This is a genomic window from Microbacterium sp. EG9, from assembly GCF_059759475.1.
The window spans coordinates 2,678,284-2,704,703 of record NZ_CM186217.1 but is presented as its reverse complement, the minus strand read 5'-3'; the positions used below and the strand labels follow the sequence as shown (position 1 = coordinate 2,704,703).

Annotated in this window: 23 protein-coding genes; 19 read left to right on the top strand and 4 right to left on the bottom strand. The window is 71.6% G+C overall.

The window, feature by feature from the left end; genetic code table 11:
* The first annotated feature begins 65 nt into the window (after window positions 1-65).
* From AC6CQV_RS12680 to AC6CQV_RS12620, 13 genes are all read left to right on the top strand, one after another.
* A complete protein-coding gene (locus AC6CQV_RS12680) occupies window positions 66-1,409 on the top strand; it encodes a M14 family zinc carboxypeptidase (protein WP_498259656.1) in 1,344 nt (447 codons plus the stop codon).
* Window positions 1,406-2,338, top strand: coding sequence for an ABC transporter permease (locus AC6CQV_RS12675; protein WP_101305429.1), 933 nt, complete (start codon window positions 1,406-1,408; stop codon window positions 2,336-2,338). Before AC6CQV_RS12680 ends, AC6CQV_RS12675 begins: the two co-directional genes overlap by 4 nt.
* Window positions 2,331-3,221 (top strand): ABC transporter permease, encoded by an 891-nt coding sequence (locus tag AC6CQV_RS12670; RefSeq protein WP_101305430.1) that lies wholly within the window; start codon window positions 2,331-2,333, stop codon window positions 3,219-3,221. Before AC6CQV_RS12675 ends, AC6CQV_RS12670 begins: the two co-directional genes overlap by 8 nt.
* Window positions 3,218-4,654 carry a serine hydrolase domain-containing protein gene (locus tag AC6CQV_RS12665; RefSeq protein WP_498259655.1) on the top strand — a complete coding sequence of 479 codons (1,437 nt, stop codon included), beginning with the start codon at window positions 3,218-3,220 and terminating at the stop codon, window positions 4,652-4,654. The genes AC6CQV_RS12670 and AC6CQV_RS12665 overlap by 4 nt, the downstream gene beginning before the upstream one ends.
* Entirely contained in the window at window positions 4,651-5,166 is a 516-nt protein-coding gene (locus AC6CQV_RS12660) for a GbsR/MarR family transcriptional regulator (protein WP_060959302.1), read from the top strand. The genes AC6CQV_RS12665 and AC6CQV_RS12660 overlap by 4 nt, the downstream gene beginning before the upstream one ends.
* On the top strand, window positions 5,163-6,773 hold the full coding sequence (locus AC6CQV_RS12655; RefSeq protein ID WP_060959303.1) for a dipeptide ABC transporter ATP-binding protein: 1,611 nt from the start codon (window positions 5,163-5,165) through the stop codon (window positions 6,771-6,773). The genes AC6CQV_RS12660 and AC6CQV_RS12655 overlap by 4 nt, the downstream gene beginning before the upstream one ends.
* A gap of 104 nt (window positions 6,774-6,877) precedes the next feature.
* Window positions 6,878-7,978 carry a LacI family DNA-binding transcriptional regulator gene (locus AC6CQV_RS12650; RefSeq protein WP_101305433.1) on the top strand — a complete coding sequence of 367 codons (1,101 nt, stop codon included), beginning with the start codon at window positions 6,878-6,880 and terminating at the stop codon, window positions 7,976-7,978.
* 37 nt (window positions 7,979-8,015) lie between these two features.
* Complete coding sequence (locus AC6CQV_RS12645) at window positions 8,016-9,311, top strand: sugar ABC transporter substrate-binding protein (RefSeq protein ID WP_060959305.1); 1,296 nt, start codon at window positions 8,016-8,018, stop codon at window positions 9,309-9,311.
* 61 nt (window positions 9,312-9,372) lie between these two features.
* A complete protein-coding gene (locus tag AC6CQV_RS12640; RefSeq protein WP_101305434.1) occupies window positions 9,373-10,314 on the top strand; it encodes a carbohydrate ABC transporter permease in 942 nt (313 codons plus the stop codon).
* Window positions 10,315-10,317: 3 nt separating this feature from the next.
* Complete coding sequence (locus tag AC6CQV_RS12635) at window positions 10,318-11,247, top strand: carbohydrate ABC transporter permease (RefSeq protein ID WP_060959306.1); 930 nt, start codon at window positions 10,318-10,320, stop codon at window positions 11,245-11,247.
* 6 nt (window positions 11,248-11,253) lie between these two features.
* Window positions 11,254-12,216, top strand: coding sequence for a glycoside hydrolase family protein (locus AC6CQV_RS12630; protein ID WP_060959307.1), 963 nt, complete (start codon window positions 11,254-11,256; stop codon window positions 12,214-12,216).
* Window positions 12,217-12,241: 25 nt separating this feature from the next.
* A complete protein-coding gene (locus AC6CQV_RS12625) occupies window positions 12,242-14,290 on the top strand; it encodes a glycoside hydrolase family 32 protein (RefSeq protein WP_498259654.1) in 2,049 nt (682 codons plus the stop codon).
* Window positions 14,291-14,379: 89 nt separating this feature from the next.
* Window positions 14,380-15,354 (top strand): LacI family DNA-binding transcriptional regulator, encoded by a 975-nt coding sequence (locus AC6CQV_RS12620; RefSeq protein WP_061782396.1) that lies wholly within the window; start codon window positions 14,380-14,382, stop codon window positions 15,352-15,354.
* Between the two features lie 6 nt (window positions 15,355-15,360).
* Here AC6CQV_RS12620 and AC6CQV_RS12615 read toward each other — a convergent pair whose 3' ends face one another.
* The 3 genes from AC6CQV_RS12615 to AC6CQV_RS12605 are packed head-to-tail and all read right to left on the bottom strand — an operon-like array spanning window position 15,361 to window position 19,132.
* Window positions 15,361-16,986 carry a glycoside hydrolase family 32 protein gene (locus AC6CQV_RS12615; protein ID WP_498259653.1) on the bottom strand — a complete coding sequence of 542 codons (1,626 nt, stop codon included), beginning with the start codon at window positions 16,984-16,986 and terminating at the stop codon, window positions 15,361-15,363.
* Window positions 16,983-18,065, bottom strand: a complete 1,083-nt coding sequence (locus tag AC6CQV_RS12610; RefSeq protein ID WP_101305438.1) for a hypothetical protein — start codon at window positions 18,063-18,065, stop codon at window positions 16,983-16,985. The genes AC6CQV_RS12615 and AC6CQV_RS12610 overlap by 4 nt, the downstream gene beginning before the upstream one ends.
* Window positions 18,062-19,132, bottom strand: coding sequence for a choice-of-anchor L domain-containing protein (locus AC6CQV_RS12605; RefSeq protein ID WP_498259652.1), 1,071 nt, complete (start codon window positions 19,130-19,132; stop codon window positions 18,062-18,064). Before AC6CQV_RS12605 ends, AC6CQV_RS12610 begins: the two co-directional genes overlap by 4 nt.
* 253 nt (window positions 19,133-19,385) lie before the next feature.
* Here AC6CQV_RS12605 and AC6CQV_RS12600 point away from each other — a divergent pair, with 253 nt between their 5' ends.
* The 6 genes from AC6CQV_RS12600 (at window position 19,386) to AC6CQV_RS12575 (ending at window position 25,851) form a co-directional block, all read left to right on the top strand.
* Window positions 19,386-20,996 carry a glycoside hydrolase family 68 protein gene (locus tag AC6CQV_RS12600; protein WP_498259651.1) on the top strand — a complete coding sequence of 537 codons (1,611 nt, stop codon included), beginning with the start codon at window positions 19,386-19,388 and terminating at the stop codon, window positions 20,994-20,996.
* A 138-nt stretch (window positions 20,997-21,134) separates the two neighbouring features.
* A complete protein-coding gene (locus AC6CQV_RS12595; protein ID WP_498259650.1) occupies window positions 21,135-22,625 on the top strand; it encodes a PTS transporter subunit EIIC in 1,491 nt (496 codons plus the stop codon).
* Window positions 22,622-23,854, top strand: coding sequence for a dual-specificity RNA methyltransferase RlmN (gene rlmN / locus AC6CQV_RS12590; RefSeq protein WP_498259649.1), 1,233 nt, complete (start codon window positions 22,622-22,624; stop codon window positions 23,852-23,854). The genes AC6CQV_RS12595 and rlmN overlap by 4 nt, the downstream gene beginning before the upstream one ends.
* A gap of 35 nt (window positions 23,855-23,889) precedes the next feature.
* A complete protein-coding gene (locus AC6CQV_RS12585; protein ID WP_498259648.1) occupies window positions 23,890-24,903 on the top strand; it encodes an aldo/keto reductase family protein in 1,014 nt (337 codons plus the stop codon).
* A 34-nt stretch (window positions 24,904-24,937) separates the two neighbouring features.
* A complete protein-coding gene (locus AC6CQV_RS12580) occupies window positions 24,938-25,432 on the top strand; it encodes an NUDIX hydrolase (RefSeq protein WP_498259647.1) in 495 nt (164 codons plus the stop codon).
* Window positions 25,433-25,488: 56 nt separating this feature from the next.
* Window positions 25,489-25,851: a VOC family protein gene (locus AC6CQV_RS12575; protein ID WP_060960237.1), complete on the top strand. Its 363-nt coding sequence runs from the start codon at window positions 25,489-25,491 to the stop codon at window positions 25,849-25,851.
* Here the strand turns inward: AC6CQV_RS12575 and AC6CQV_RS12570 are convergent.
* Complete coding sequence (locus AC6CQV_RS12570) at window positions 25,848-26,393, bottom strand: ribonuclease H family protein (protein ID WP_060960236.1); 546 nt, start codon at window positions 26,391-26,393, stop codon at window positions 25,848-25,850. The genes AC6CQV_RS12575 and AC6CQV_RS12570 overlap by 4 nt on opposite strands.
* Window positions 26,394-26,420 lie beyond the last annotated feature (27 nt).

The window sequence follows — 26,420 nt, the reverse complement described above, 5'->3', positions numbered from 1 at the left end:
CCCGCCCCGGCCGCACCCGCCCTCGACCCCCCGCGGGGCCGTTCCAGTTCCAGACGAGAGCGCTCATGACCTTCCTCCCCGCCGCCGCTCCCGGTGCCGCCGACGCGATCGACGGCTTCCCCACCGTCGACGCGCTGCGCGCCGATCTGCAGGAGCTGTGCCGAGCGCATCCCGACCGGGCGACGGCATCGGTCATCGGACACTCGCGCGAGGGTGCGCCCATCGACGTGATCACCATCGGCGACGGGCCGGCGCAGGTCGTGGTCGCGGCCGGCGTGCACCCCAACGAGCCGATCGGCTTCCGCACCGTCCAGCGGCTCGCCCGCCTGCTGCTCACCGAGCCCGAGCACTCCCGCGGCGCGACGTGGCATCTCGTCCCGTGCGCCGACCCCGACGGCACGCGGCTCAACGAGGGCTGGTTCGCCCCGCCGCTTCGCCGGGCGGACTACTACCGCGGCTTCTACCGGCCGGCACCGTCCGAGCAGGTGGAGTGGTCGTTCCCGTTCGCCTACCGGGGGGCGCGCTTCGACGCCCCGATCCCCGAGACGCTCGCCCTGATGGGGCTGTTCGACCGCGTCCGGCCGGACGTGTTCGTCGGCCTGCACAACGGCGAGTTCGGCGGCGTCTACTTCTACACGAACGACGCCGACCCCGCGCTCGCCCGCGAGCTCAGCGCGATCCCCGCCGCGTTCGGGCTGCCGCTGGACGTCGGAGAGCCCGAGATGGACGGACTGACGCCGCTGGCCGACGCCGTCTTCCGGGCACCGCTGACGCGCGAGCTGATCGATCACCGCCTCGCGTCCGGCCTCGGCCTCGACGCCCGCGCGGGCGGGGCGGGCACCGCCGACTACCTCGAGCGCTACGGGACGACCACGATGATCGCCGAGCTGCCCTACTGGATCCACCCGGACGCCGCCGACACGACCGCCACCGACCTCGCCTACCGCGAGGTGCTGCGCACGAAGGCCGACCACCTCGACGAACTGCACGCGCTGCTGACGGGCACCCTCGACGCGGTGCGCCCGCTGCTGACGATCGACTCGCCGTTCCTGCGCGCCAGCGAGGCGTTCGCGCCGGGCATGGGCGCGGTCGCCGTCGCCGAGCGGCGACGGTCGGCGGCGGCCGCCGCGGATCGTCCCGCCACCGTCGCGGAGGTCTTCGGCAACACCGAGGTCGTGCGCACCTTCCGGCTGCGTTTCGCCGGCATCCTGCGTCGCGCGCTGGATGCCGAGGTGCACGCCGGCACGGCCGCCGCCGACCTCCGCCGCGCGCGCGACGCCCTCGCGGCGCAGTGGGAGCGGTGGCTCGCCGAGGACCCGCACGCCGACCTGCCGCCCGTTCCGGTCGAGGCCCTCGTCGGGGTGCAGCTCGCGGCGCTGTTCGCAACGGTCCGGCGGAGGCTCGCATGATCGGCGCGCGGCGCATCGGGGGACGCCTGGCGGAGTTCGTCATCGTCGTCATCGGCGTCACCTTCATCATCTACGCCACCGTGTGGGCCCTGCCGGGCGATCCGATCGCCGCCCTCGGCGGAGACCGGCCCCTCCCGGCGAACGTCGTCGCCCAGCTGCGGGCGCAGTTCCACCTCGACGAGCCGCTCTGGCAGCAGTACCTGCGCTACCTGGGCGGGCTGTTCTCCGGAGATCTGGGCACGACCTTCAGCGGTGTGCCGGTCGCGGATCGGATGGCGTCGCGGTGGCCGGTCACGATCACGCTCGCGCTGACGGCGTGGGTGATCGAAGTCGTGCTCGGCGTCGCCCTCGGCCTGCTCTCGGGTCTGCGCCGCGACAGCGCGATCGACCGCACGGTGCTCTTCGGGACGATCCTCGCGACGTCGATCCCCGTGTTCGTGGTGGCCGTGACCGCGCAGCTGGTCTTCGGACTGCAGCTCGGCTGGTTCCCCATCGCGGGCACCGATGCGGGATGGCCGGCGTCCTACCTCCTGCCGGCGCTGGTCATCGCCCTCTTCGGTCTCGCCTCGATCACCCGGCTCATGCGCGGCAGCGTCGTCGACTCGATGGACTCCGACTTCGTGCGCACCCTGCGGGCCAAGGGCATGCCCCGCCGCCGCATCGTCGGACTGCACGTCATGCGCAACTCGGTGGCGCCCGTGCTGACGTTCGTCGCGATCGACCTCGGGTTCCTCCTCGGCGGCGCCGTCGTGGTGGAGGGCATCTTCAACCTCCCCGGGATCGGACAGCTCCTCTTCGGCGCCATCCGCACGCACGAGGGACCGACGATCGTGGGGGTCGGCACGACGCTGATCCTCATCTTCCTGGTGCTGAACGTGCTCGTCGATCTCCTGAACGCGTTGCTCGACCCCCGGAGCCGTCATGACTGAGACCGCTGTGACCGCCCTCGAGCACATCACCGTCCGCCGCGGCGTGTGGATGAGCCTGCGCCGTCGCGTCCTGTTCTGGCTCAGCGCCACGATCCTCGCGGTGCTCGCGCTCGTCTCGCTGTTCCCGTCGGTCATCGGCGGGCTCTTCGGCCAGCCCGACCCCCGCGCGTGCACGCTGCGCGACAGCGCCCAGCCGCCGAGCGCCGCGCACGTGTTCGGCACCGACCTGCAGGGCTGCGACGTCTACGCCAACGTGATCCACGGCACCCGCACCTCGCTGTTCATCGGCCTGACCGCGACGGTCATCGCGCTGGTCATCGCGATCGTCGTCGGCACCGTCGCGGCCTACTACGGCGGCATCGCCGACGCGATCATCTCCCGCCTGACCGACGTCTTCCTCGGCTTCCCCTTCATCCTCGGCGCGATCATCGTGCTCAACAGCGTGGGGGAGCGCACGCCGCTCGTGGTCGCCGTCGTACTCGCGGTGTTCAGCTGGCCGACGCTCGCGCGGCTCGTGCGCACCTCCGTGCGCACCGTGCGGCGGACGGACTACGTCAGCGCGGCACGCGCGATGGGCATCTCCCACACCCGGACGCTCCTCACGCACGTGGTCCCCAACGCGCTGGGCCCGGTGCTCGCGATCACGGCGACGATGGTGGGCAGCATCATCGTCGCCGAGTCGACCCTCACCTTCCTCGGCGTGGGCCTGCGCGCGCCGTCGATCTCGTGGGGGCTGCAGATGGCGAACGCCCAGTCGTACTTCGGCACCTCCCCGCACATGCTCTTCTTCCCCGCTCTCTTCCTGAGCGTGACCGTCTTCGCGCTCATCACCCTCGGCGACATCCTCCGCGATGCGCTCGACCCGAAAGGACGTCGTCTGTGACCGCCTCCGCCTCCCCCTCCGACGACGAGACCGCCGCACGTCGACGCCGAGCCGTCGAGGATGCCGCGCGCTACGCGGCCCGGTGGTTCGCCTTCCTCGGCGCCCAGCGGGAGGTGCCCGGCATCCAGGCCGCCATCCGCGTCGACGGCGAGCTCGTCCTCGACTTCGCGTGGGGCCGTGCCGACGTCGCGAGCGGAACCCCGCTCACCGGCGCGCACCTGTTCCGCATCGCGTCGCACTCCAAGACCTTCACCGCGACCGCGGTGCTCCAGCTCGCCGAACGCGGTGATCTCCGTCTCGACGACACCGTGGCCGCCTGGGTGCCCGAACTCGTCGACACCGAGCTCTCGGCGGTGACCCTCCGCGAGCTGCTCGCGCATCAGGGCGGTGTCGTCCGCGACGGACGCGACGCCGACTACTGGCAGCGCGGCGGGCCCTTCCCGGATCGTGCGCGCCTGGTCGAGATCTGCCGCGCGGAGGGGCGGGTGTTCGCGCGCAACGAGTTCTTCAAGTACTCCAACATCGCGTACGGGCTGCTGGGGCTCGTCATCGAGGCGGCATCCGGCGTGGACTACGACGCGTACACCCGCACGCACATCTGCGACCCGCTGGGGCTCGTGCGCTCGGGGTCGGACTGGCAGGGCACCCGCGAGAGCGAGTACGCCGCGGGTCACACGGCGCGACTGGCCGACGGCGAGCGTCGCGTGATCGGTCACGTCGACACGCGCGCGCTCGCCGCCGCGACGGGCTGGTACTCGACGGCCGCGGAGACCACCGCCTACATCGCCGCCCACGCGCTCGGCGACGATCGCCTCCTCGCCGACGACAGCAAGCGCCAGGCCCAGCACGCGCACTCGCGCATCGACATCGGGGGCGTGACGCGGGACTACGGCCTCGGCTTCGAACTGCACACCCTCGGCGGACGCCGCCTCGTCGGACACAGCGGCGGCTACCCGGGGCACATCACGCGCACCTGGCTGGATGCCGAGGACGGGATCGCCGTCAGCGTCTTCACCAACGCCATCGACGGCCCGGCCGACCTGCTGGCCACCGGGGCGATGGCGATCATCCGGCTCGCCCTGACCCACGCGGATGCCGATGCGCGCGCCGATCTGCCGGAGGAGCGGTTCGCGAGCCTGTGGAGCGTGCTCGACATCGCCCACCTGGGGGGCGCCACCTTCGCGCTGCACCCGGCCGCGGACGATCCCGCGCGCGCGGCCGAGAAGGTCGAGGTGGACGCGTCCGGACGCATGCACCAGGCGCGCCGTGACGGCTTCGGCGCGACCGGCGAGCCGATCGAGGTGGCGAAGGCGCCCGGCGGTGGGGTGGAATCGATCGTGTGGAGCGGCATGACGATGTGGCCCCAGGCCGTGTTCGAGGCGGCCATGGCGCTCCCGGAGCCGGGGACGGTATTGGAGAGGATGTCGCTATGAGCGAGGAGACCGACCGTCAGGCGGAGCAGCTGAGCGAAGAGGCGCGCACGTTCGTCGAGGACTTCGCCTTCTCGTGGGGCGCGGCGGGCAACCCGCGGATGGACGGGCGGGTGCTCGGCCTGCTGCTCATCGTCGACCGACCGTTCCTGTCCTCCGCGCAGATCGCCGAGATGCTCGGGGCGAGCGCCGGGGCCGTCTCGATGTCCACGCGCGCCCTCGTGAGCCTCGGGTTCCTGAAGCCGCACTCGCTGCCCGGCGATCGCAACCGCTACTTCCGCGTCGAGGAGGATGTCTGGGGCAGCTTCCTCGCCGGGGAGCGCGACTACGCGCGGCGGGTCACCTCGACCATCGAGTACGGTCTCGACATCCTCCCCGATGCCGCCTCCGGACCCCGCACGCGCCTGCAGAACGCGCGACGCTACATGATCTGGCTGATGGGCTACCACCGCAAGATGCTCGCCGACTGGCAGGCGTACCGCGACGCCGACATCGACGAGGACGTCGCGCCGTGACGTCGCTGCTGGAGGTGCGCGACCTGGCGGTGGACTTCGTCACGGGGGGCGAGACCACGCAGGCCGTCCGGGGCGTGTCGTTCGCGCTCGAGCGCCGGGAGGTGCTCGCCTTGGTCGGCGAGTCGGGATCGGGCAAGAGCGTGAGCGCGCTGGCGCTGGTCGGGCTGCTCCCGCGCAACACCGTCGTGCGCGGGGAGGCGCTGCTGGACGGCGAGGACCTGTTCACGATGACGCCGGCCCGGCGCGAGGCCGTCCGCGGAACCCGCATCGGCGTGATCTTCCAGGATCCGGGCAGTGCGCTCGATCCCGTGTTCTCCATCGGCGCGCAGATCGAGGAGATGCTCATCGTGCACCGGCCGGAGATGACGCGGGCCCAGCGACGGGCCCGCGTGATCGAGCTGCTGGAGATGGTCGAGATCGCCGAGCCCCGCAAACGCCTCTCCAGCTACCCGCACCAGCTGTCGGGCGGCCAGGCGCAGCGGGTCATGATCGCGATCGCCCTGGCATGCGACCCCGAGATCCTCATCGCCGACGAGCCGACGACGGCGCTCGACGTGACGGTGCAGCGCGAGGTGCTCGACGTGCTGCGTCGGCTGCGCGACCGCGTCGGCACGGCGATCATCATGATCACGCACGACATGGGCGTCGTCGCCGACATCGCCGACCGCGTCGTCGTGCTCCACGACGGCCTCGTCGAGGAGGCGGCGGGCGTGCAGGAGCTGTTCTCGGCGCCGACCGCGGACTACACGCGCCGGCTGCTCGCCGCGGTGCCGCGCCTCGGCGCGCCCGAGCGCGACGATCCCTCCGGCAGCACCGTCGTGCTCGACGTCGATGCCCTGTCGGTCGTCTACGGGCGGGGCCGGCACGCGGTGGCGGCGGTGGACGATGTCACCCTGGCCGTCCGGGAGGGCGAGATCGTCGCGCTGGCGGGGGAGTCGGGGTCGGGCAAGTCGACCATCGGGCGCTGCGCCCTGGGCCTCACGCCCATCTCGGCCGGGACGGTGCGCGTGTGCGGCGTCGACCTGCGCGCCGTCAGCGGACGTCGCGCCGTCGCCGTGAAGCGCCAGGTCGGCGTCGTGTTCCAGAACTCCACCGCCGCGCTCGATCCGCGCCGCACCGTCGGTGACGCCGTGGCCGAACCCCTCCGCGTGCACGCGCGGCTGCGAGGCGCCGCGCTCGACACCCGCGTCGCCGAGCTCCTGGATGCCGTGGGCCTTCCCGCCGCCTGGCGACGCCGGTATCCGCACGAGCTGTCGGGCGGTCAGCGTCAGCGCGTCGCGATCGCGCGCTCCATCGCGCTGCGGCCGCGGCTGCTGATCGCCGACGAGCCCACGAGCGCGCTCGACGTCTCGGTGCAGGCGACCGTGCTGGAGCTCCTGCGCGAACTGCAGCGGGAGCTGCGCTTCGCGTGTCTGTTCATCAGTCATGACCTCGCGGTCGTCGACGAGCTCTGCGATCGCATCGTCGTCCTGCAGCACGGCAGGGTCGTGGAGGAGGGGCGGCGCACGCAGGTGCTGCGCGCGCCGCGGCATCCGTACACGTCGGCGCTGATCGCCTCCTCTCCCGTGCCGGATCCCCTCGTCCAGGCGCAGCGGCGCACCGCCTGACGCGACGGTCGGTGTCGTTTCGGCATCGATGCTTGACGAACCGGCGAGCTCGGGTCAATAATCACTCCAGACGTTAAATCGATTTATCACGAGGAAGTGGTGACATGGCCCGCGTACGCATCTCCGACGTGGCGGCAGCGGCCGGTGTGTCGGTCACGACGGTCTCGCTCGTGCTGAACGACGTCGAGTCGCGGATCTCGCAGGAGACGCGAGACCGCGTGCGCGCCGCCGCCGCCGCGGTCGGCTACGCGCCGAGCGCCCTCGCGCGCGGCCTCCGCCAGCAGCGCACCAAGACCGTCGGGCTCATCTCCGACCAGATCGCCACCACGCCCTTCGCCGGCCGCATGCTCGCCGGTGCGCAGGACGTCGCCCGCGCGAACGAACACCTCGTCTTCCTCGTCGACACGGGATCGGACGCCGCGGTGGAGGACGCCGCGATCCGGGCCCTCACCGCGCAGCAGGTCGACGCGCTGATCTACGCGGCGATGTGGCACCGCATCGTCCCGGCCGACGTGAAGCTGCCCGCCGACACGGTGTTGCTGGACTGCCGTCCGGCGGACGGCGTGACGGGCTTTCCCAGCGTCGTGCCCGACGACCGCGCCGGCGGCGCCGCGGCGACCCGCGAGCTCGTCGCGGCGGGCCACACGCGCATCGCGTACATCGACACCGACGAGGACCCGGGTCGTCCCATCGCCGCGGATCTCCGCCTCGAGGGCTATCGCGAGGTGCTCGCGGCGTCCGGGATCGTCGTCGACGACGAGCTGCACGTGCACGGGGAGACCTCGCACCGCGGCGGGCGGGGCGCCGCCGAGCGCCTGCTCGACCTCCCGTCGGAGCGCCGCCCGACGGCGATCTTCTGCTTCAACGACCGCATGGCCACGGGGGCCTACACCGCGATCCACGCACGCGGGCTGCGCATCCCCGAGGACATCTCGATCATCGGCTACGACGACCAGCAGTTCATCGCCGCCGAGCAAGACCCCCCGCTGACCACCGTCGCGCTGCCCCACTACGAGATGGGCCGCTGGGCGATGGAGGTCGCACTCGGCATCCGTGAGGGGGGAGAGGATGCCGTTCACCAGATGGAGTGTCCCGTCGTCCGACGAGACTCCGTGGGCCCGCCGCCGGCGCATGTCGCCAAACCGAACCGGCGACGGACCTCACAACACACCGAGCGGTCGCTTTCGGCGACCCCCGATCGGTGATCGACGCACGCGTCGATCACGAGACAAGGAAATCACAATGAAGCGCACATCCGTGTCGGTCCTCGCTGCGGCGGGGCTCGTCGGGGTGCTGGCACTGACCGGCTGCGGTCAGGCCGGCAAAGGTGACAGCACGACCGAGGACGGTCGTACGAAGCTGACGATGTGGACGCACTCGGCCGGAAACCCGGCCGAGCTCGCGGTCTACCAGCAGATCATCTCGGACTTCAACGCGTCGCAGGACCAGTACGAGGTGGTCGAGGAGTCCTTCCCGCAGGGCGCCTACAACGACGCCGTCGTCGCTGCGGCGGCATCCGGCGACCTGCCCTGCCTCCTCGACCTCGACGGGCCGATCATGCCCAACTGGGCGTGGGCCGGCTACCTGCAGCCGCTCGGCATCGACACCAAGATCACCGACGCCCTGCTGCCGACCGCCGTCGGCACGTGGGACGGACAGATCTACTCGGCCGGCTACTGGGATGCCGCGCTGTCGATCTTCGCCCGCAAGTCCGTTCTCGAGGCGAACGGCATCCGCATCCCGACCGTCGACAAGCCCTGGACGAAGGACGAGTTCGGCTCCGTGCTGGCCACGCTGAAGGCCGCGGGCTACGAGACCCCGATCGACATCGGCGCCGAGGACAAGGGCGAGTGGTGGCCCTACGCCTACTCTCCCTTCCTGCAGAGCTTCGGCGGAGACCTCATCGACCGCTCGAGCATGCTCACCGCCGAGGGCGCGCTCAACGGCGACGACGCCGTCGCGTGGGGCACGTGGTTCCAGAACCTCTTCCGCGACGGCTACGCCAACGCGAACGGCACGGTCGGCAACCAGGAGTTCGTCGACAACAAGGTCGCCCTCAGCTACACCGGCGTGTGGAACGCGCTCGCCTCGGTCGACGCCGTCGGCGACGACCTGCTGATCCTGCCCCCGCCGGACCTCGGCACCGGCCCGAAGATCGGCGGCGGCTCGTGGCAGTGGGCCATCTCCAAGGGCTGCAACGACGCCGACGGTGCCCGCAAGTACCTCGAGTTCAGCTTCCAGGACAAGTACATCACCCAGTTCGCCGACCAGCAGATCGTGATCCCGGCGACCGACTCGGCCGCGCAGGCCTCGAAGTACTTCAACGATGAGGGCGTGCTGCGTCCCTTCGTCGAGCTGTCGCAGAAGTTCGCGGTGCTGCGTCCCGCGACGCCGGCCTACGCCGTCATCTCCACGACGTTCGAGACCGCCGCGAAGGACATCATGAACGGCGCCGACGTCAAGACCTCGCTCGACCAGGCGGTCAGCGAGATCGACGCCAACATCTCGTCCAACGACGGGTACGGCTTCACCAAGTGAGCCCGAGCGGGTGGGACCTCGCGTCCCACCCGCTCCGCTCGACGACCTCGAAAGAGTCACCATGACTGTCACCCCTGCCACGGCCGTGGCCGAGAAGCCGCGCCGCGCCCTGAGCCGCTTCCGCTCCATCCGCGGACGCGAGACGTGGGCCGGCCTGGCGATGATCGCCCCGGCCGGCATCCTCCTCGTCCTGTTCCTCGTCATCCCCGTGCTGCTCGCCTTCGGGCTCTCGTTCACGAACGCGCGCCTCATCTCGCCGAACCCGCCGCGCTTCGTCGGCCTCGACAACTTCGCCCGTGCCTTCGGCGCCGACCCGATGTTCCTGCAGTCGGCCTGGAACACCTTCCTGTTCGCGCTCGTCGTCGTGCCGGTGCAGGCCGGCCTCGGCCTGCTGCTGGCGGTGCTCGTCAACCGGCGGATGCGGGGCGTCACCGCGTTCCGCGTGATCTTCTTCATCCCCGTGGTGACCTCGATCGTCGTCGTCTCGATCCTCTGGAAGTTCATGTACCAGAAGGACGGGCTCATCAACTCGTTCATCGACACGCTCACCTTCGGCGCCTGGCAGAGCGTCGACTGGCTCAACAACCCCACCACCGCGCTGCCGGCGATCATCGTGCTGTCGATCTGGCAGGCGGTCGGCTTCCACATGATCATCTGGCTGTCCGGTCTGCAGACGATCCCGGAGGAGCTCTACGAGGCCGCGAAGATGGACGGCGCGAGCCCCTGGCGCCAGTTCACGAGCGTCACCTGGCCGGGACTGCGTCCCACCATGGTCTTCGTCCTCGTCACGATCACGATCGCCGCGCTCGGGCTGTTCGTGCAGGTGGACGTCATGACGCAGGGCGGGCCGACCGGCTCGACCTCCACGATCGTCTACCACGCCGTCCGCAAGGGCTACCAGCAGCAGGAGATCGGGTACGCCGCGGCGATCTCGCTGATCTTCTTCGTCGCGGTACTGATCATCGCGCTCATCCAGCGCCGGCTCACGCGAGACAAGGACTGAGTCATGACCGCCACCGTCACCCCCCTCGCCGCTCGCGTCCGCAAGGACGCCAGCGAGAGCCGTCGTCGCCGCCTCGGCCGGATCCTCACGTACGTCGTGATGAGCGGCTTCGGCATCCTGTTCCTGTTCCCGCTGGTGTTCATGTTCGTCTCGAGCCTCAAGCCCGACGCCCAGATCCTCCGCGACGTGAACTCGCCCGCGGCGTTCCTGCCCGTCGGCGACATCAGCCTCGACAACTACTTCGGCGTGTTCGACCGCGTCCCCGTCGCCCAGTTCATGTTCAACTCGGTGCTCGTCACCGTGCTGACCGTCGGGCTCGGGCTCATCGTCAACTCGATGGCGGGCTTCGCCCTGTCGCGCCTGCGGTGGAAGGGACGCCTCGTCGTGATGGCGCTGATCATCGCGACCCTGATCGTCCCGTTCGAGACGATCGCCGTCCCGATGGTCTACTGGGTCTCCCAGCTGCCGACCCTCGTCATGGAGGGCGGCGTGCTCAAGTACGACTTCGGCTGGCTGAACACCTACCAGGTGCAGATCGTGCCGTTCATCGCCAACGCGTTCTCGATCTTCCTGTTCGCCCAGTACTTCTCGACCATCCCGGCCTCGCTCGACGAGGCGGCGCGCATCGACGGGGCCAGCTGGTTCACGATCTACCGCCGGATCATCGTGCCCCTGTCGGGGCCGGCGTTCGCGACGGTCGCGATCCTCACGTTCCTCCCCGCCTGGAACCAGTACCTCTGGCCGCTCATGGTGGTGCAGAAGGAGGGGCTGCGGCCCGTGATGGTCGGGATGCAGTACTTCTTCCAACTGAACACGGCGTGGGGAGAGGTCATGGCGTACACCTCGCTGATCACCCTCCCCGTCCTCATCGTGTTCCTCGTCTTCCAGCGCGCGTTCGTCAGCAGCATCGCGGCCAGCGGAGTGAAGGGCTAAGCGCACATGTTCGACCTCTCCTCATCCTGGGTGTGGGACTACTGGTTCGCCGACGACGGCGAGACCTACCACCTCTTCTTCCTCTACGCCTCGCGCGCCCTGCACGACCCGGACGCGCGCCACTACCGGGCCTCGGTCGGCCACGCCGTGTCCGACGACCTCGTGACGTGGACGCCGGTCGCAGACGCCATCGTCCGCGGCGAGGCGGGCAGCTTCGACGACCTCGCGACCTGGACCGGCTCGACCGTCCGCGGCGACGATGGGCTCTGGTACCTCTTCTACACGGGGTCGTCGCTGGCCGCCGACGGCAAGAACGTGCAGCGGATCGGCTGCGCGACCTCGCCCGACCTCCTGGTGTGGACGAAGGTGCCGGGACCGCTGCTGTCGGCATCCGGCCCCTGGTACGAGACGCTCGCCGACGGCGACTGGCACGACGAGGCCTTCCGCGACCCGTGGGTGTTCGCCGACCCCGACGGCGACGGCTGGCACATGCTCGTGACCGCCCGCGCACCCGAGGGTCCGGCCTTCGGCCGCGGCGTCATCGGCCACGGCTGGTCGCCCGATCTGAAGACGTGGGAGCTGCGCCCGCCGCTGTCGGCGCCCAGCGAGCGGGGCTTCGGGCAGCTCGAGGTCATGCAGGTCGAGGTCGTCGACGGGCGGCCCGTGTTGCTGTTCTCCTGCCTCGCGGAGCACGCGATGCCCGCCCGTGCCGTCGAGCGCGGCGGCACGTGGGCGGTTCCCGCGGCGAGCGTGCTCGGGCCGTTCGAGGTCGAGGAGGCCTACCCCGTCACCGACGAGAGCCTCTACGTCGGGCGGCTGCTGCGGCGGCGCGACGACGGCCAGTGGCTGCTGTTCGCGTTCCACAACCTCGACGAGCACGGCGCGTTCGTCGGGGGCATCACCGACCCCCTGCCCGTCGGCTGGGTCGATGGCCGCCTCACGGTGCGGGAACTCACCCGACCGTCCTGACCGATACAGACAGAAGGATCCGACGATGCATCCTGGCCTCCGCGGACAGCGTTCCGCCACCACCCGATCGACCGCGCTGCGCACCGTGCGGGGGGTCGTCTGCGCCCTCGGCACGGTCGTGGCGCTCGCCGCCGCCCCCGCCGTCACCGCCTCGGTGTCTGCCTCGGCATCCGAGCCCGCCCCGAGCCTGCGGGCGCAGTACCACTTCACGGTGCCGGACCACTGGAAGAACGACCCTCAGCGACCCGTCTACATCGACGGCGCGTTCCACTACTACTACCTGTACAACGCCGACTACGACGCGAACCCGTCGGCCAACTTCGGCACGGCGTGGCGGCTCGCCACCACGACCGACGGCGTCTCCTTCGCCGATCAGGGGATCGCGGCGCCGAAGGGCACCAACGCGAACTACGACCTCTGGTCGGGCTCGGCCGTGGTCGATCACGCCGGCACCGCGGGGTTCGGTGCGGGCGCCGTCGTGATGCTCGTCACGCAGATGGACCATCCGACACCGGCCCAGAAGCTCGACGCGTCCGGGCAGCAGGCGCAGTTCCTCTGGTACTCGATCGACGGCGGCCGCACGTTCCGCCCCGACGGGGACCAGCCGGTGATCCCCGGAGACGGGCGGCGCGACTTCCGCGATCCGAAGGTGGTGTGGGATCCCGACCACCAGCGGTGGGTCGCCCTCATCGCCGAAGGCGACCGGGTGAGCTTCTACACCTCGCCCGACCTCCACTCCTGGACGCGTCGGTCGGAGTACGTGAACACCGGCATCGGCACGATCGAGTGCCCCGACCTGTTCCGCATCCGCGCCGACGACGGCACGTTCCACTGGGTGTTCGGGGTGAGCGCCAACGGCTTCGCGACCGGCGAGCCGGCGACCTTCGCGTACTGGACGGGCTCCTTCGACGGGGAGCGGTTCACCCCCGACCGGACCGCCCCGCAGTGGCTCGACCACGGGTTCGACTGGTACGGCGCCGTCACCTGGGAGGACCCGTCCGCCCCCGACGACCGGCGGTACGCGGTCGCCTGGATGAACAACTGGGACTACGCGCATTCGTCCGTGACCTGGCCCTCGGACGGGTTCACCGGCACCGACTCCATCACGCGGGAGATCCGGCTCGTGCGCGACGGGACCGGCTACACGCTCGCCTCGCAGCCGGTCGCGGCGCTGCAGCAGTACGCGTCCGCGCGCCACGAGCTCGGCGACGTGACGGTCGACGGCTTCCGCGAGCTCGCGTACCAGGGCGACGCGTACGAGATCACGACGCGCGTCAGTCGGCAGACGGCCCAGAACATCGGTCTGCAGCTGCGCCGCTCCGCCGACGGCAGCCGGCACGCGGATGCCGGGGTCACCTCCTCGTACGCGTACCTGAACCGCGGTCAGACGGGGCATCCCTCGCCGACCCACAAACTCGAGAGCCGGACCCCGTTCGACGGCGGGGCGGGAGAGGTCACCCTCCGCATCCTCGTCGACCGGACGACGATCGAGGTGTTCGTCGACGACGGACGCTACGTGCAGTCGAGCCAGGTGTTCGCTCCCGCCGCCGATCGCGGCCTGGCGCTGTACACGAGCGGGGGGCCGGCGGTGTTCCACGACCTCACCATCACGGAGTTCGCCGGCCTCGCGCAGCGACCGGCGCGCGTGATCGCCGACTTCGAGGGGACGACGTGGGGTGACGGCTGGACCGCGACCGGGAGCCTCGCGGGGATCGGCCCGTCCGCCGCGGAGCTTCCCGGCCAGGTCGGTGCGCGCGTCGCGGACACCTTCGCGGGATCGGACGCGGCCACCGGCGTGCTCACCTCGCCTCCGTTCGTCGTGGACCGCGATCGCCTGCACTTCCTGATCGCCGGCGGACGGCATCCGCTGGGGGTCGAGCCGGCGACGTCGGTGCAGCTGCTGATCGACGGACAGCCCGTGCGCACGGCCACCGGCGACGACTCCGCGACACTGCGCCCCGTCGACTGGGACGTGCGCGCGTTCGCGGGGCGGACGGCGCAGCTGCAGATCCTGGACGACGCGACGGGAGCGTGGGGACACCTCATGGTCGACCACGTCGTCCTGAGCGACTGAGCTCGCGCGGGGCGGCGGGGCGACGATGGGATAGCGTCGGAGGCGGGTCCGCGGGTGGGCGGACCCGCCGGCGACGAAGGAGAGGCGACATGGCGCGACCCAAGCTCCAGGACGTCGCCACGCGCGCCGGTGTCTCCGTCACGACGGTCTCGCGCGTGCTGAACAATCGCGGCTATCTCAGCGACGAGGTGCGGGCCCGGGTCAACGCGGCCATCGCCGAGCTGGGATACCGCCCCGACGGGATCGCGCGTTCGCTCATCGGACGCAAGTCGGGGCTGGTCGGGGTGATCGTCCCGACGGTCGCCGACCCCTTCTTCGGCGAACTGGTGGCGGCGATCGAGAACGCCCTGGCCGAGCGCGGGTACAAGGTGCTGCTGTGCGACTGCCAGGAGAACCCCGAGCGCGAAGCCGAGTACCTCGATCTCCTGCAGGCGAACCGCGTCGACGGCGTGATCACCTCCACCCACAATCGCGAGGTCCGCGGCTACGACGCCGCCGAGCTGCCCCTCGTCGCCGTCGACCGCCGCATCGGCCCGCGCGTGCCGATCGTCCGCGGCGACAACGCCGCCGGCGGACGCCTGGCCACGGAGCACCTGCTCGCGCGCGGAGCGCGCCGGCCGCTGCTCGTGACCGCGACCGACCACCCGGGCAACGACCGCGCCCGCGCCTACCGCGACGTGGTCGCCGCCCACGGGATCGAGCCGCGCGTGCGGGCGTACGGGTACTCGACCCCCGCCGACGAGCGTCGCGCGCTCATCGAGACCTGGCTCGCCGAGACCGGGGCGGACGCCGTGTTCGCGACCGACGACCTCACCGCGCTGATGGCGCTGGAGTGGGCCCACAAGACGGGGCGGCGCGTTCCCGACGACGTCCGCATCGTCGGCTACGACGGTTCCGCGGCCGTGCGGCTCGGCATGCCCGGGCTGACCACCGTGCGTCAGCCGATCGCCCGCCTGGGCGCGCGCGCCGCGGAGCTCATCGTCGACCGCATCGCCGACCCCGACGCCCCACCCGCCGCCGAGCCGCCGCTGCCGGTGGAGCTGCGGCTCGGCTGGACGAGCTGACCGGCCTCAGCGCTGCGGGTCGACCACGGCGAGCGGGGTCACCGACATCGCGTCGATCCTCACCGGGGCATCGACCGCCTCGACGCTGACCGGCGTCGTCGCGGTGGGATAGGCCGCCATCGTCAGCGACGAGCCGTCGCCGGTGAACACCTCGATGCTGGACGCATCGACGAGCACGTCGAGCTCCAGCCGGCCCCCGGCATCCACGGCGCTCGTGCGCACCGTGCGATAGGTCTCGGAGAGCCGCCCCGCCACCGTGTCGTGCGCACGGTCGACGAACACCGCGCCCGCCGCCGCGTCGTAGCCGACGGTCACATCGCCGCCGGCCTCTCCCAGTCGCAGGCGCAGGGTGCCGCCGGACGCGTCCAGCGTGACGCGCAGACGGTAGGACGCGGATGCCGGCTGCACCGCGAGAGGCGCGATCGCGCCCGGCTCGATGGTCTGCGCGGGAGCCGACGATGCGTCCCCCTCCAACCCGCGCAGAGCCTCGGCCGGACGCGACCGCAGTCGGAGCCGACCGTCGCTGTCGTCGAGGACGATGCGGCGCGTGACCGACAGCGCCCCGCCCTGCCAGCCCTCGGTCGGAAGATCCCTCGCGTACGCCCAGTTGTTGATCCACCCGAGCGCGTAGCGCTCGCTCAGCCGGTCCGTCGCGGATCGGCGGGGATCGTCCCAGGTCACGGCGGCGTAGAAGTCGGCGCCGTCGTCGAGCCACTGCGGGTCGGCGGCATCCGCACTGAAGCGCTCGCCGTCCCAGCTCCCCGTCCAGTAGGCCAGGCCGGTCGTGCGTCCCTCGCGCGTCCCGTCGGCACTGGCGGCGAGGATCCAGGTGCGCCGGCCGGAGGCGGGGTCCACCATCTCGAACAGGTCGGGGCACTCGAGCAGCCCCAGACCGTCCGCGTCGAGGTCGGAGACGTAACGCCAGGAGCGCAGGTCGCTCGAGACGTAGAAGCCGATGCGTTGCCCCTCCGCGAGCGTCATGACCCAGCGGTCGTGGCGGTCGTCGCGCACGATCTTGGGGTCTCGCCAGTCGACGGCGCCGGGGTTGTCCATCACCGGGTTCCCGTCGTACTCCTGGAAGGTGTAGCCGTCGTCGGTGGAGAAGAAGAGCGACTGGCGCTGCACGCCGTCGTCCTGCTGCGTCACGAGGGCGACGACCGCTCCGGCACCGAACCCGGCGCTGCCGGTCTCGTCGACGACCGCGGAGCCGGTGAGGATGTCGCCGAGCCCGTTGCGGTACTTCTCGATCGCGACGCCCTCGTTGCGCCACGTCACGAGGTCGTCGGATGTCGCGTGGTACCAGGCGGTGCCGTTGCCGTGGGGGTAGTCGGCGTTGTAGAGGTAGTAGAGGTGCCACGTGCCGCCCGCGAACACGGGGCGCTGCGGATCGTTGATCCAGTGCGCGGCGGGCGTGAGGTGGAAGCCGGGGCGGAACCGCTCCCAGTCGGCCGGGCGGTCGAACGTCAGCGCGTCCCCGCCCGGTGCGGTCGGTGTCGGTGTCGGCGACGGGCCGCGGTCGTCGCGGCCCGCCACGACGACGGCCGCCACCACGAGCATCACGGCCAGGGCCGCCGCGGCGGCGATGACGAGGGCGCGCCGCCGCGACCCGCCCCGCCGCCGCGGCGTGCTCACGAGGTGCTCCGGCGGTCCCGCCGACGCGCGCTCCGCAGCGCGAGCGCGCCCGCGGCGCCCAGCGCGACGGCGACGGCGATGCCCGCGGCCGCTCCGGCGATCGATCCGCCGGTCGCGGCGAGCCGCTCACCCGGACGGGGCCCGGGCTCCGCCGGCACCTCCGGGGTGAGCGGAGGTGCCGTGATCGCCTGGAGCGTGGTCGCCCTCACGACGGTCGGCGCCGTCGCGCGGGTCGCGGTGACCACCGCGGTGTTCTCGACGTCGCGCGGCCCACCGGCCACCGTCGCGTCGAACGCGACCTCCACGATCTCGCCGTCCTGCACCGCCGTGACGGCGACCCGGAGGCTCCCCGAGACGCACGAGACCTCGACGCGGTCGGCGGCCACGTCGGTCAGATCGACGAGGTAGCCGGTGTCGGGCTCCATCCGGGTGGTGGAGCGGACGCTCACGCCGGCTGCGCAGTCGATGTCCTGGCCCGGTGTCACCGTGTCGACGACCTCGACGGTGTCCCAGGGGCCGCGCGGGGTGTCGATGCTCCAGCGGACGACCGCGGGTTCGGTCGACGTCCACAGCCCGTACTTGTTCGCGGCATCCCGGTCGACGACGCCGTGGAAGGCGCCCGGCACATCGTCGGCGCGCAGACGGCTCGTCGCGGAGGACGTGAACGACTCCGGGGTGCCGGGTGTCGTGGATGCCGTGGTCGTCACGATCGTCTCTCCTCGTCGGTTCGCGGGGTCGTCGGCCGCGTCGGTCAGCGTGATGGACAGGTCGCCGTCCGGGCCGAGCACGGCGATGCCGATCACCGCCCCCGAGGCGGCGATCCAGCGCCCGTCCCCGAGGCTCGACGAGGCGTGGTCGGGCAGCGCCAGCCGCACGGTGTCGCCGCCCCGGGCGGAGTCGGGCAGCTCCCACACCGTCGACGTCGTGACGGTGTCGGCCCCGACGCCGGTCGTGCTGGTCGCGATGAGGTCGTCGCCGGTGGCGCCCCGGGCGGAGGCGCCACCGGCGATCGTGACGACCGCGGCCAGGATCGTCGTACCGAGGCCGATCATCCCCCGGCTCGCGGTCGCGCCGATCATTCCGCTCCCACCTCCGGGGTGGCCCGGCGGCGCGCACGCAGGACGAGCGTCGTACCGGCGGCGGCGAGGGCGAGGCCCCCGATCACCGCCCCGGCGACGAGGGCGCCGTCGCCGCCGGTGCGGGCCAGCGACCCGCTGCGCTGCGCGTCCGCCAGCGGGGTCGAGGTCGCTGCGGCCGGCGCCCCGGTCGGGGCGGCCGACGCCGAGGGGTCGGGCGTCGGCGTCGCCGCGGGGGCGGACGACGAGATGCCGCCGGCCGCGAGGATCAGCGTCGTGTCGAGGTGGCCGTCGACCGTGTCGGCGACCGCCGCCACGATGGAGGTCTCCGCTCCCGGCGTCACCGCGGCCGTGCAGGTGAGGGCCGTCGTGAAGCCGTTCATCTCGGTGTCGTGCGCGGTCGACGGGGTGCGTCCGTCCGCGTTCGACACGAACGACGCGGCGTTGCGGGTCGCGTTGATGGTGTCGATGCCCGCCGGCACGCCGTCGATCAGCGAACACCGTGTGCCGTCGACGAAGATGCCCAGCGCGTCGGTGTAGTCCTTGGCCTCCCAGACGCCGTACTCCTCGCTACCGAACTGGTAAACGATTGACAGAGTGTCGCCGGCGGGGACCACCGTCAACGCCAGCTGCGCGGCATCGTACGTCGTGGCGCCGACCGCCGCGGACAGCTCCGCGGAGCCCTCGCCGCCCAGGTCGCCGGTGGTCGTCAGCGTGCTGTTCGGCCCGGTGAGAGCGGACCGCGAGAAGTCCACGTCGGCGGACGAGCTCGGATCGGCGGCGCGCAGCGACCCCGTGGTGAGGGCGACGCCGGACCCGATCGCGGGGTCGAGCGTCGCGCCGGTGACGGTGCCGATCTGCACGGCGCGCCCGTGCGCGATGGTGGCGTCGCGCAGCTGGATGTTGCTGCCGATCAGCGTCGCCGCGGCATCCTGGACGGAGATGGACTCCAGCGTCGTCACATCGGTGGCGGCGGATGCCGAGGCGGCGAACGCCGCGGCGGCCACGAGGCCGACGGCGGCGCCGGCGGCGAGGACGCGGCGTTCGCGCGTCGTGCGGAGATGGAACATGGCACTCCCTGGTGCTGTCGGTGCACCGCCGCCCGCGGGCACTGCCGGGGGCGCGACGGTGCGAGGGGGGATGAGAGATGGGCGTGCGCCCCGAGAGTCGATCCACGGGTCCCTCCGGATCGGAGGTCTCCACGGATGAGTGAACCATGGCGACTCGCGATATGTCAAACGTTTGACATATCGCGCCCCCTCGCCCTAGGCTCAGCCGCGAGAGACGACCACGCCTTCCGCCCTTCTGAGAAAGCAGACAGACGTGACCACCATTGACCCCCGCCGCCGGCGCCGCCCCCTCGCGCGTGCGTTGGCGATCGTCGCGACCACCGCGGCCGCGGCGACGCTGCTCGCGGCATCGCCCGTGCAGGCCGCCGACGAGATCGACGCCGTTCCCGGCCACCCCGCTCCCACCGTGCACACCCAGCAGGCGTACGATCCCGCCGCCGACTTCACGGCGCGCTGGACCCGTGCCGACGCGCGGCAGATCGCCGCGATGAGCGATCCGACCGCGGCTCCGCGGCAGAACTCCCTGCCCGAGGAGTACACGATGCCCACGGTTCCGCAGGACTTCCCCGACATGAGCAACGACCAGGTCTGGGTCTGGGACAGCTGGACGCTGACGGACGAGACCGCGGCGCAGCCGAGCTTCAAGGGGTGGGAGGTCGTGTTCTCGCTCGTCGCGGATCGCAGCCTCGGGTTCGACGACCGCCACACCTTCGCGCGCCTCGGCTACTTCTTCCGCCAGGCGGATGTGGCCGAGCGTCCCGCTGACGGCGGATGGACCTACGGAGGCCTCGTCTTCCCCGACGGGGCGTCGGGAGCGATCTTCGAGGACCAGTCGTTCAGCCACCAGACCGAATGGTCGGGCTCCACCCGCATCTTCGACGGCAACAAGCTGCGCATCTTCTACACCGCGGTGGCGTTCTACCGCAACGAGGACGGCAGCAACCGCAAGCCCTACGACCCGCGCATCGTGCAGAGCGAGGGGCGCATCTTCGCCGACGAGAACGGCGTCTGGCTGACCGGATTCCGCGACCAGCACGACATGCTGCAGGCCGACGGCACGTACTACCAGACCGGTGCGCAGAACGAGTTCTTCAACTTCCGCGACCCGTTCACCTTCGAGGACCCGGCCCACCCCGGCAAGACCTTCATGGTGTTCGAGGGCAACACCGCCGCCCCGCGCGGCGAGCGCGTGTGCACGGAGGAGGACATGGGCTACCGCACCGGCGACCCGTACGCGGAGACGGCCGCCGAGGTCATGGACCGCGGTGCCCACTACCAGCTGGCGAACGTGGGTCTCGCGGTGGCCGACAACGCCGCGCTGACCGAATGGACCTTCCTCCCGCCGATCCTCTCGGCCAACTGCGTGAACGACCAGACCGAGCGCCCCCAGATCTACATCAAGGACGGCAAGTACTACCTGTTCACCATCACCCATCGCGGCACCTACGCCGCGGGCGTCGACGGGCCCGAGGGCGTCTACGGCTTCGTCGGCGACGGTATCCGCAGCGACTTCCAGCCCGTCAACCGCGGATCGGGTCTGGCGCTGGCGAGCCCGTCGAACCTGAACTTCGCCGCGGGCACGCCGTTCGCCCCCGACGTGAACCAGCACCCCGGTCAGTTCCAGGCGTACTCGCACTACGTCATGCCGGGCGGGCTCGTGCAGTCGTTCATCGACACGATCGGCACGAGCGACGACTTCGTCCGCGGCGGTACCCTCGCCCCCACCGTGAAGGTCGACATCGACGGGTCCTCCGTGACGGTCGACCGCGCGTACGGGGACAACGGCCTGGGGCAGTGGGCCGACATCCCCTCGGGATACGCGCACGACGTCCCGGCGACCGCGGACGTGCGTCCGACGCGGTGACCGTGCACGGCTGACGCTCATCGCGGAAGGCTCCCCTCTCCTCGTGGGAGGGGAGCCTTCCGTGTCCGCACGGACAGGCGGGCGGGCCCCTGGCTACGCTGGGGACGACCGAGGGAGGTCGCCATCGACGAGAGCCCGGTGCCGGCGGAGCGGATCGTCGCCGCGCTCGGCGACGTGAGCAACATCGCCGCATCCACGCACTGCGCCACGCGGCTGCGCATCGCCGTCGTCGATCCCGCCGCCGTCGACGAGCGCGCCCTGGCCGGGATCGACGGCGTGCTGGGCGTCGCGCGCGTGGGCGAGCAGGTGCAGATCGTCGTCGGGCCGCGTCGTGTCGCATCGACGCACGAGGCGCTCCGCGAGCTGGTGGACGCCGCGGCCGCCACCGCGCCGGCGCCGGGCGAGGCGCCCGTGCCCGATGCCGCCGCCGACGGCACCTCGGGACGGCGCTGGCTGCGACCCGTGACCGTGGTGATGGACGTCATCGTGCCGCTGCTGCCGACCTTCGTCGCCGGCGGACTCCTCCTCGGGCTCCACAACCTGCTGACGGCGCCGGGCATCCTCGGACCGTCGGCGGCGGTCGAGGCGCTGCCCGGGATCAGCGGGATCGCCGCCCTGATCGGCATCCTCGGGGTGGGGGTCTTCACGCTCCTTCCCGTGATCGTCGGGTTCTCGGCCGCGCTGCGGTTCGGGACCAGTCCGTACCTGGGCGCCGCGATGGGCGCCGCCCTGGTGGTCGCACCCTTCCTCGTGGATGCCGGGGTGTTCCCCGCGCTGCGGCTCGACGGCGCCGGGGGATGGACCATCGCCGGCGTCGACGTGCTCGGCATCGACTACCGGGGCACGGTGGTGCCGATGATCGCCGTCGCCTACGTGCTCGCGCGGGTGGAACGGCTGTGGACGCGCCTGCTCGGCGGCACGGCGCGCTACCTCTTCGTCCCCACGCTGACGCTGCTCGTCACGGGGCTCCTCGCCTTCCTCGTGATCGGGCCGGTCCTGGGCTGGCTCGGCGACGGTCTGGCCGCCCTGCTCACGGCGGCGTACGAGGCCACGGGCATGATCGGCGGCGCCCTCTTCGGCGCCCTGTATCCGCTCCTGGTCGTCACGGGGACCCATCAGAGCCTGGTCTCGGTGGAGCTGGGCCTGCTCGGCCAGGGCGGGTCGTTCATCTTCCCCGTCGCGGGCGCGGCGAACCTCGCCCAGGCGGGCGCCTGCTTCGCGGTGGCGCTGCTCGCCCGGCGACGCTCGTCGATGCGGGCGCTCGCCGCCGGCGCCGGCCTGCCCGCGTGCCTCGGCATCGCCGAGCCGGCCATCTTCGGCATCACCCTGCGGCTGCAGTTCCCGCTCGTGGCCGCCGTGATCGCCTCGGCGGCGGGCGGCGCGATGCTCGCCGCGTGGAACGTGCAGGCCGTCACGCTGGGCGCGGCCGGCGTGCTCGGGATCGCCTCCATCGCCCCGGGTCTCGGCATCCCCTATCTGGCGAGCGTGGCGACCAGCGCCGCGGTCGCGTTCGGGCTGACCCTCGGCTGGGGACGGCTGCGCCGACGCCCGATCGATGACGGCGCGGCCGGCGCCGACCTCCGCCCTCCCGCCGCGCATCCAGGCGGCCTCGGTACCCTGGAGACATGACCGAGTCCAGCCCCGTGCGCACCACCCGTCCCCGACAGGTGCGCCCCCGCACCGAGGGCTGGACCCAGCGGGTGGATGCCGACGGCAAACCCCTGCTGCAGTTCGCCGCGCCCAAGCGCGGGATGCCGCCCGTGCACCTGGCCGACCTGACGCCCGAGCAGCGCGTCGAGCGGGTGAAGGAGCTGGGGCTGCCGGGGTTCCGGGCCAAGCAGGTCGAGAAGCACTACTTCCAGCACTACACGTCCGACCCCGCCGCGATGACCGATCTGCCGGCATCCGGACGGGAGGAGCTGGTCGCGGGCCTGCTGCCGCATCTGCTCACCGAGGTGCGACGGCTCGAGACCGACCGCGGCGACACGATCAAGTTCCTCTGGAAGCTGCACGACGGGGCGCTCGTCGAGTCGGTGCTCATGCGCTATCCCGGCCGCATCACGCTGTGCGTGTCGAGCCAGGCCGGCTGCGGCATGAACTGCCCGTTCTGTGCGACCGGTCAGGCGGGGCTCACCCGCAACATGTCGGCGGCGGAGATCATCGAGCAGGTCGTCCGCGCGAACGCGGCGATCCGTGCCGGTGAGCTCGGCCCCGCCGAGCACCCCGACGAGCGCGTCACCAACATCGTCTTCATGGGGATGGGGGAGCCGCTCGCCAACTACAACCGGGTGATGCAGGCCGTCCGCACGATGGTCGACAAGGATCACGGGCTCGGGATGAGCGCGCGCGGCGTGACCGTGTCGACCGTGGGTCTCGTGCCGGCGATCAACAAGCTCGCCGCCGAGGACATCCCGGTGACGTTCGCCCTGTCGCTGCATGCGCCGGACGACCACCTGCGCGACGAGATGATCCCGATCAACTCGCGCTGGAAGGTGGACGAGGCGCTCGATGCGGCCCGCGGCTACTTCGAGAAGACCGGCCGCCGCGTGTCGATCGAGTACGCCCTCATCAAGGACATGAACGACCACGCCTGGCGCGCCGACCTGCTCGCCACCAAGCTCAACGAGCGCGGTCGCGGCTGGGTGCACGTCAACCCGATCCCGCTGAACCCCACGCCCGGGTCGGTGTGGACCGCGTCCGACAAGGATGTGCAGCGCGAGTTCGTGCGCCGCCTCAACGAGGCCGGCATCCCGACGACCCTCCGCGACACCCGCGGCAAGGAGATCGACGGGGCCTGCGGCCAGCTCGTCGCGACCGAGGAGGACCGCGCCGTCGCGGCATCCGTGCCCGTCGACTGACCCGGCCCGGTGCGCGCCGGCGGTAGCGTTGAGGAATGGTCAACTATCGCTATCTCGGCAGCAGCGGCTTCAAGGTCTCGGAGATCACCTACGGCAACTGGGTGACCCACGCCTCCCAGGTGGAGAACGACGCCGCCATCGCCACCGTGCACAAGGCACTGGACCTCGGCATCACGTCGTTCGACACGGCGGATGCCTACGCCAACACCGCCGCCGAGGTCGTGCTGGCCGAGGCGCTGAAGGGCCTCGAGCGCACCGACTACGAGGTCTTCACGAAGGTCTACTGGCCGATCGGCAAGAAGGGCCCGAATGACCAGGGCCTGTCGCGCAAGCACCTCTTCGACGGCATCCACGGCTCGCTCCGCCGCCTGAACGTCGACTACGTCGACCTGTATCAGGCGCACCGCTTCGACTACGAGACCCCGCTCGAGGAGACGATGCAGGCCTTCGCCGACATCGTCCGCCAGGGCAAGGCGCTCTACATCGGCGTGAGCGAGTGGACGGCCGAGCAGCTGCGCGAGGGCGCGGCGCTCGCGAAGGAGCTGAACTTCCAGCTCGTCAGCAACCAGCCGCAGTACTCGGCGCTCTGGCGCGTCATCGAGGGCAAGGTCGTCCCGACCTCCGAGGAGCTCGGCATCTCGCAGATCGTCTGGTCGCCGATGGCGCAGGGCGTGCTCAGCGGCAAGTACCTGCCCGGACAGCCCGTTCCGGACGGCTCGCGCGCGACCGACGAGAAGAGCGGCGCCAACTTCATCAAGCGCTTCCTCAACGACGACACGCTCGCCGCGGTGCAGAAGCTCAAGCCGATCGCCGAGCAGGCGGGCCTCACCATGCCGCAGCTCGCGATCGCGTGGGTGCTGCAGAACCCGAACATCTCGGCAGCGCTCGTCGGCGCGTCGCGCCCCGAGCAGCTCGAGGACTCGGTCAAGGCCTCCGGGGTCGTGCTCGACGCCGAGGTCATGTCGGCGATCGACGCGGCCCTCGCGCCGGTCGCGGTCACCGACCCCGAGGAGACCTACACGGTCTCGCCCGCCTCGCGCCCGCTCTGATCGTCGAGGCCGCGAGTCGCGGAGCCTGACGCTGATGGTCACGACGAGCGCCGGCATCCTGCTGTACCGGAGAGATCCGGACGGCACGGTGTCGGCGCTCGTCGCGCATATGGGCGGTCCCCTCTGGGCGCGCAAGGACGAGGGCGCCTGGTCGATCCCCAAGGGCGAGTTCGACCCGTCGCAGGAGTCGGCGCGGGATGCCGCGGTGCGCGAGTTCCGCGAGGAGCTGGGCGTCGACCCGCCGGCGGTCGACGACGTCGAGCTCGGAACCTTCGCGTACGCGTCGGGGCGCAAGACGGTCACGGTGTTCTGCCGCGACGGCGCCGGGTTCCTGACTTCCGCCGCCGAGCGCGCCGCGCTCGTGTTCGGGTCGTTCGAGATGGAGTGGCCGCCGCGGTCGGGGCGTCGTCAGCGCTTTCCCGAAGTCGATCGCGTCGAGTGGATGCCGCTCGCCGAGGCTCGTCCGCGCCTGGTCGCCGGTCAGCGGCCGGCGCTCGACGCGTTGGACGTGCTGCTGCGCCAGGAGTGACCCTCTTGTGGTCGCACCGTCCGCGGCGCAGACTGTGCGCGGCGGAAGGAGCCATCATGGCGCACGGCGACATCACCCACATCGACATCCCCGTCGCGGATCTCGCGAAGGCGGCCGCGTTCTACTCCGATCTGTTCGGGTGGCAGATCGCGGAGCCGCCCGGTTTCGAGGGCTACCCGATGTGGTCGGCGCCCAACGGCATCAGCGGGGGCGGGCTCGCGCCGCGCAGTGACGGGTTCACCCAGCCGCGGTCGTACGTCGAGGTCGACTCGATCGACGACACCATCGCGAAGGCCGAGGCGGCGGGGGCGACCGTCGCCATGGCCAAGGAGCCGATCACCGCGAAGAGCTGGTGGGCGATCATCGTCGACCCCGACGGCAATCACATCGGACTGTTCGAGGGCACGACCCAGGACTAGCGCTTCTTCTTCGGCGCCGCCGACACGTCGAGCTGCGGGTGCAGGCCGCCCAGCGACGACCACGCGCTCGCGGTGCCCTTTGCGGCGTGCTCGGCACCGCGGACGGCGCGCTCGTCGGCCCACTCGTTGAGCACGTGGCCCTGGTGGCCGCGGACGTGCTCCAGCACGACGTCGGGCAGGCCCGCCGCGCGGCGGGCGTCGCGGGCGGCGATGAGCTGTTCGAGGAGGTCGCGGTTCTTCGTCGGCGCGCCCGTGGAGGTCTTCCAGCCGCGACGGCGGTGCCCGTCCATCCAGGACGAGTAGGTGTCGATGGCGTACTTGGAGTCGGCCTGCACGACGAGGTGCGCGGTGTCGGCGTGGTCTTCGATGGCCTTCAGCAGCCCCATGAGTTCGCCGATGTTGTTGGTGCCGCTCGGGATCGCGCCGGCGGCCCAGTGGCCGTCCTCCCCGACCCACGCCCAGCCGGTCGGTCCCGGGTTGCCCTTGCAGGCGCCGTCGGTGGCCACGGTGTAGGTGTCGTTCGGGTCGGTCGCGGAAGTCACCGTTCGACGGTACTCGATGGGGCAGAC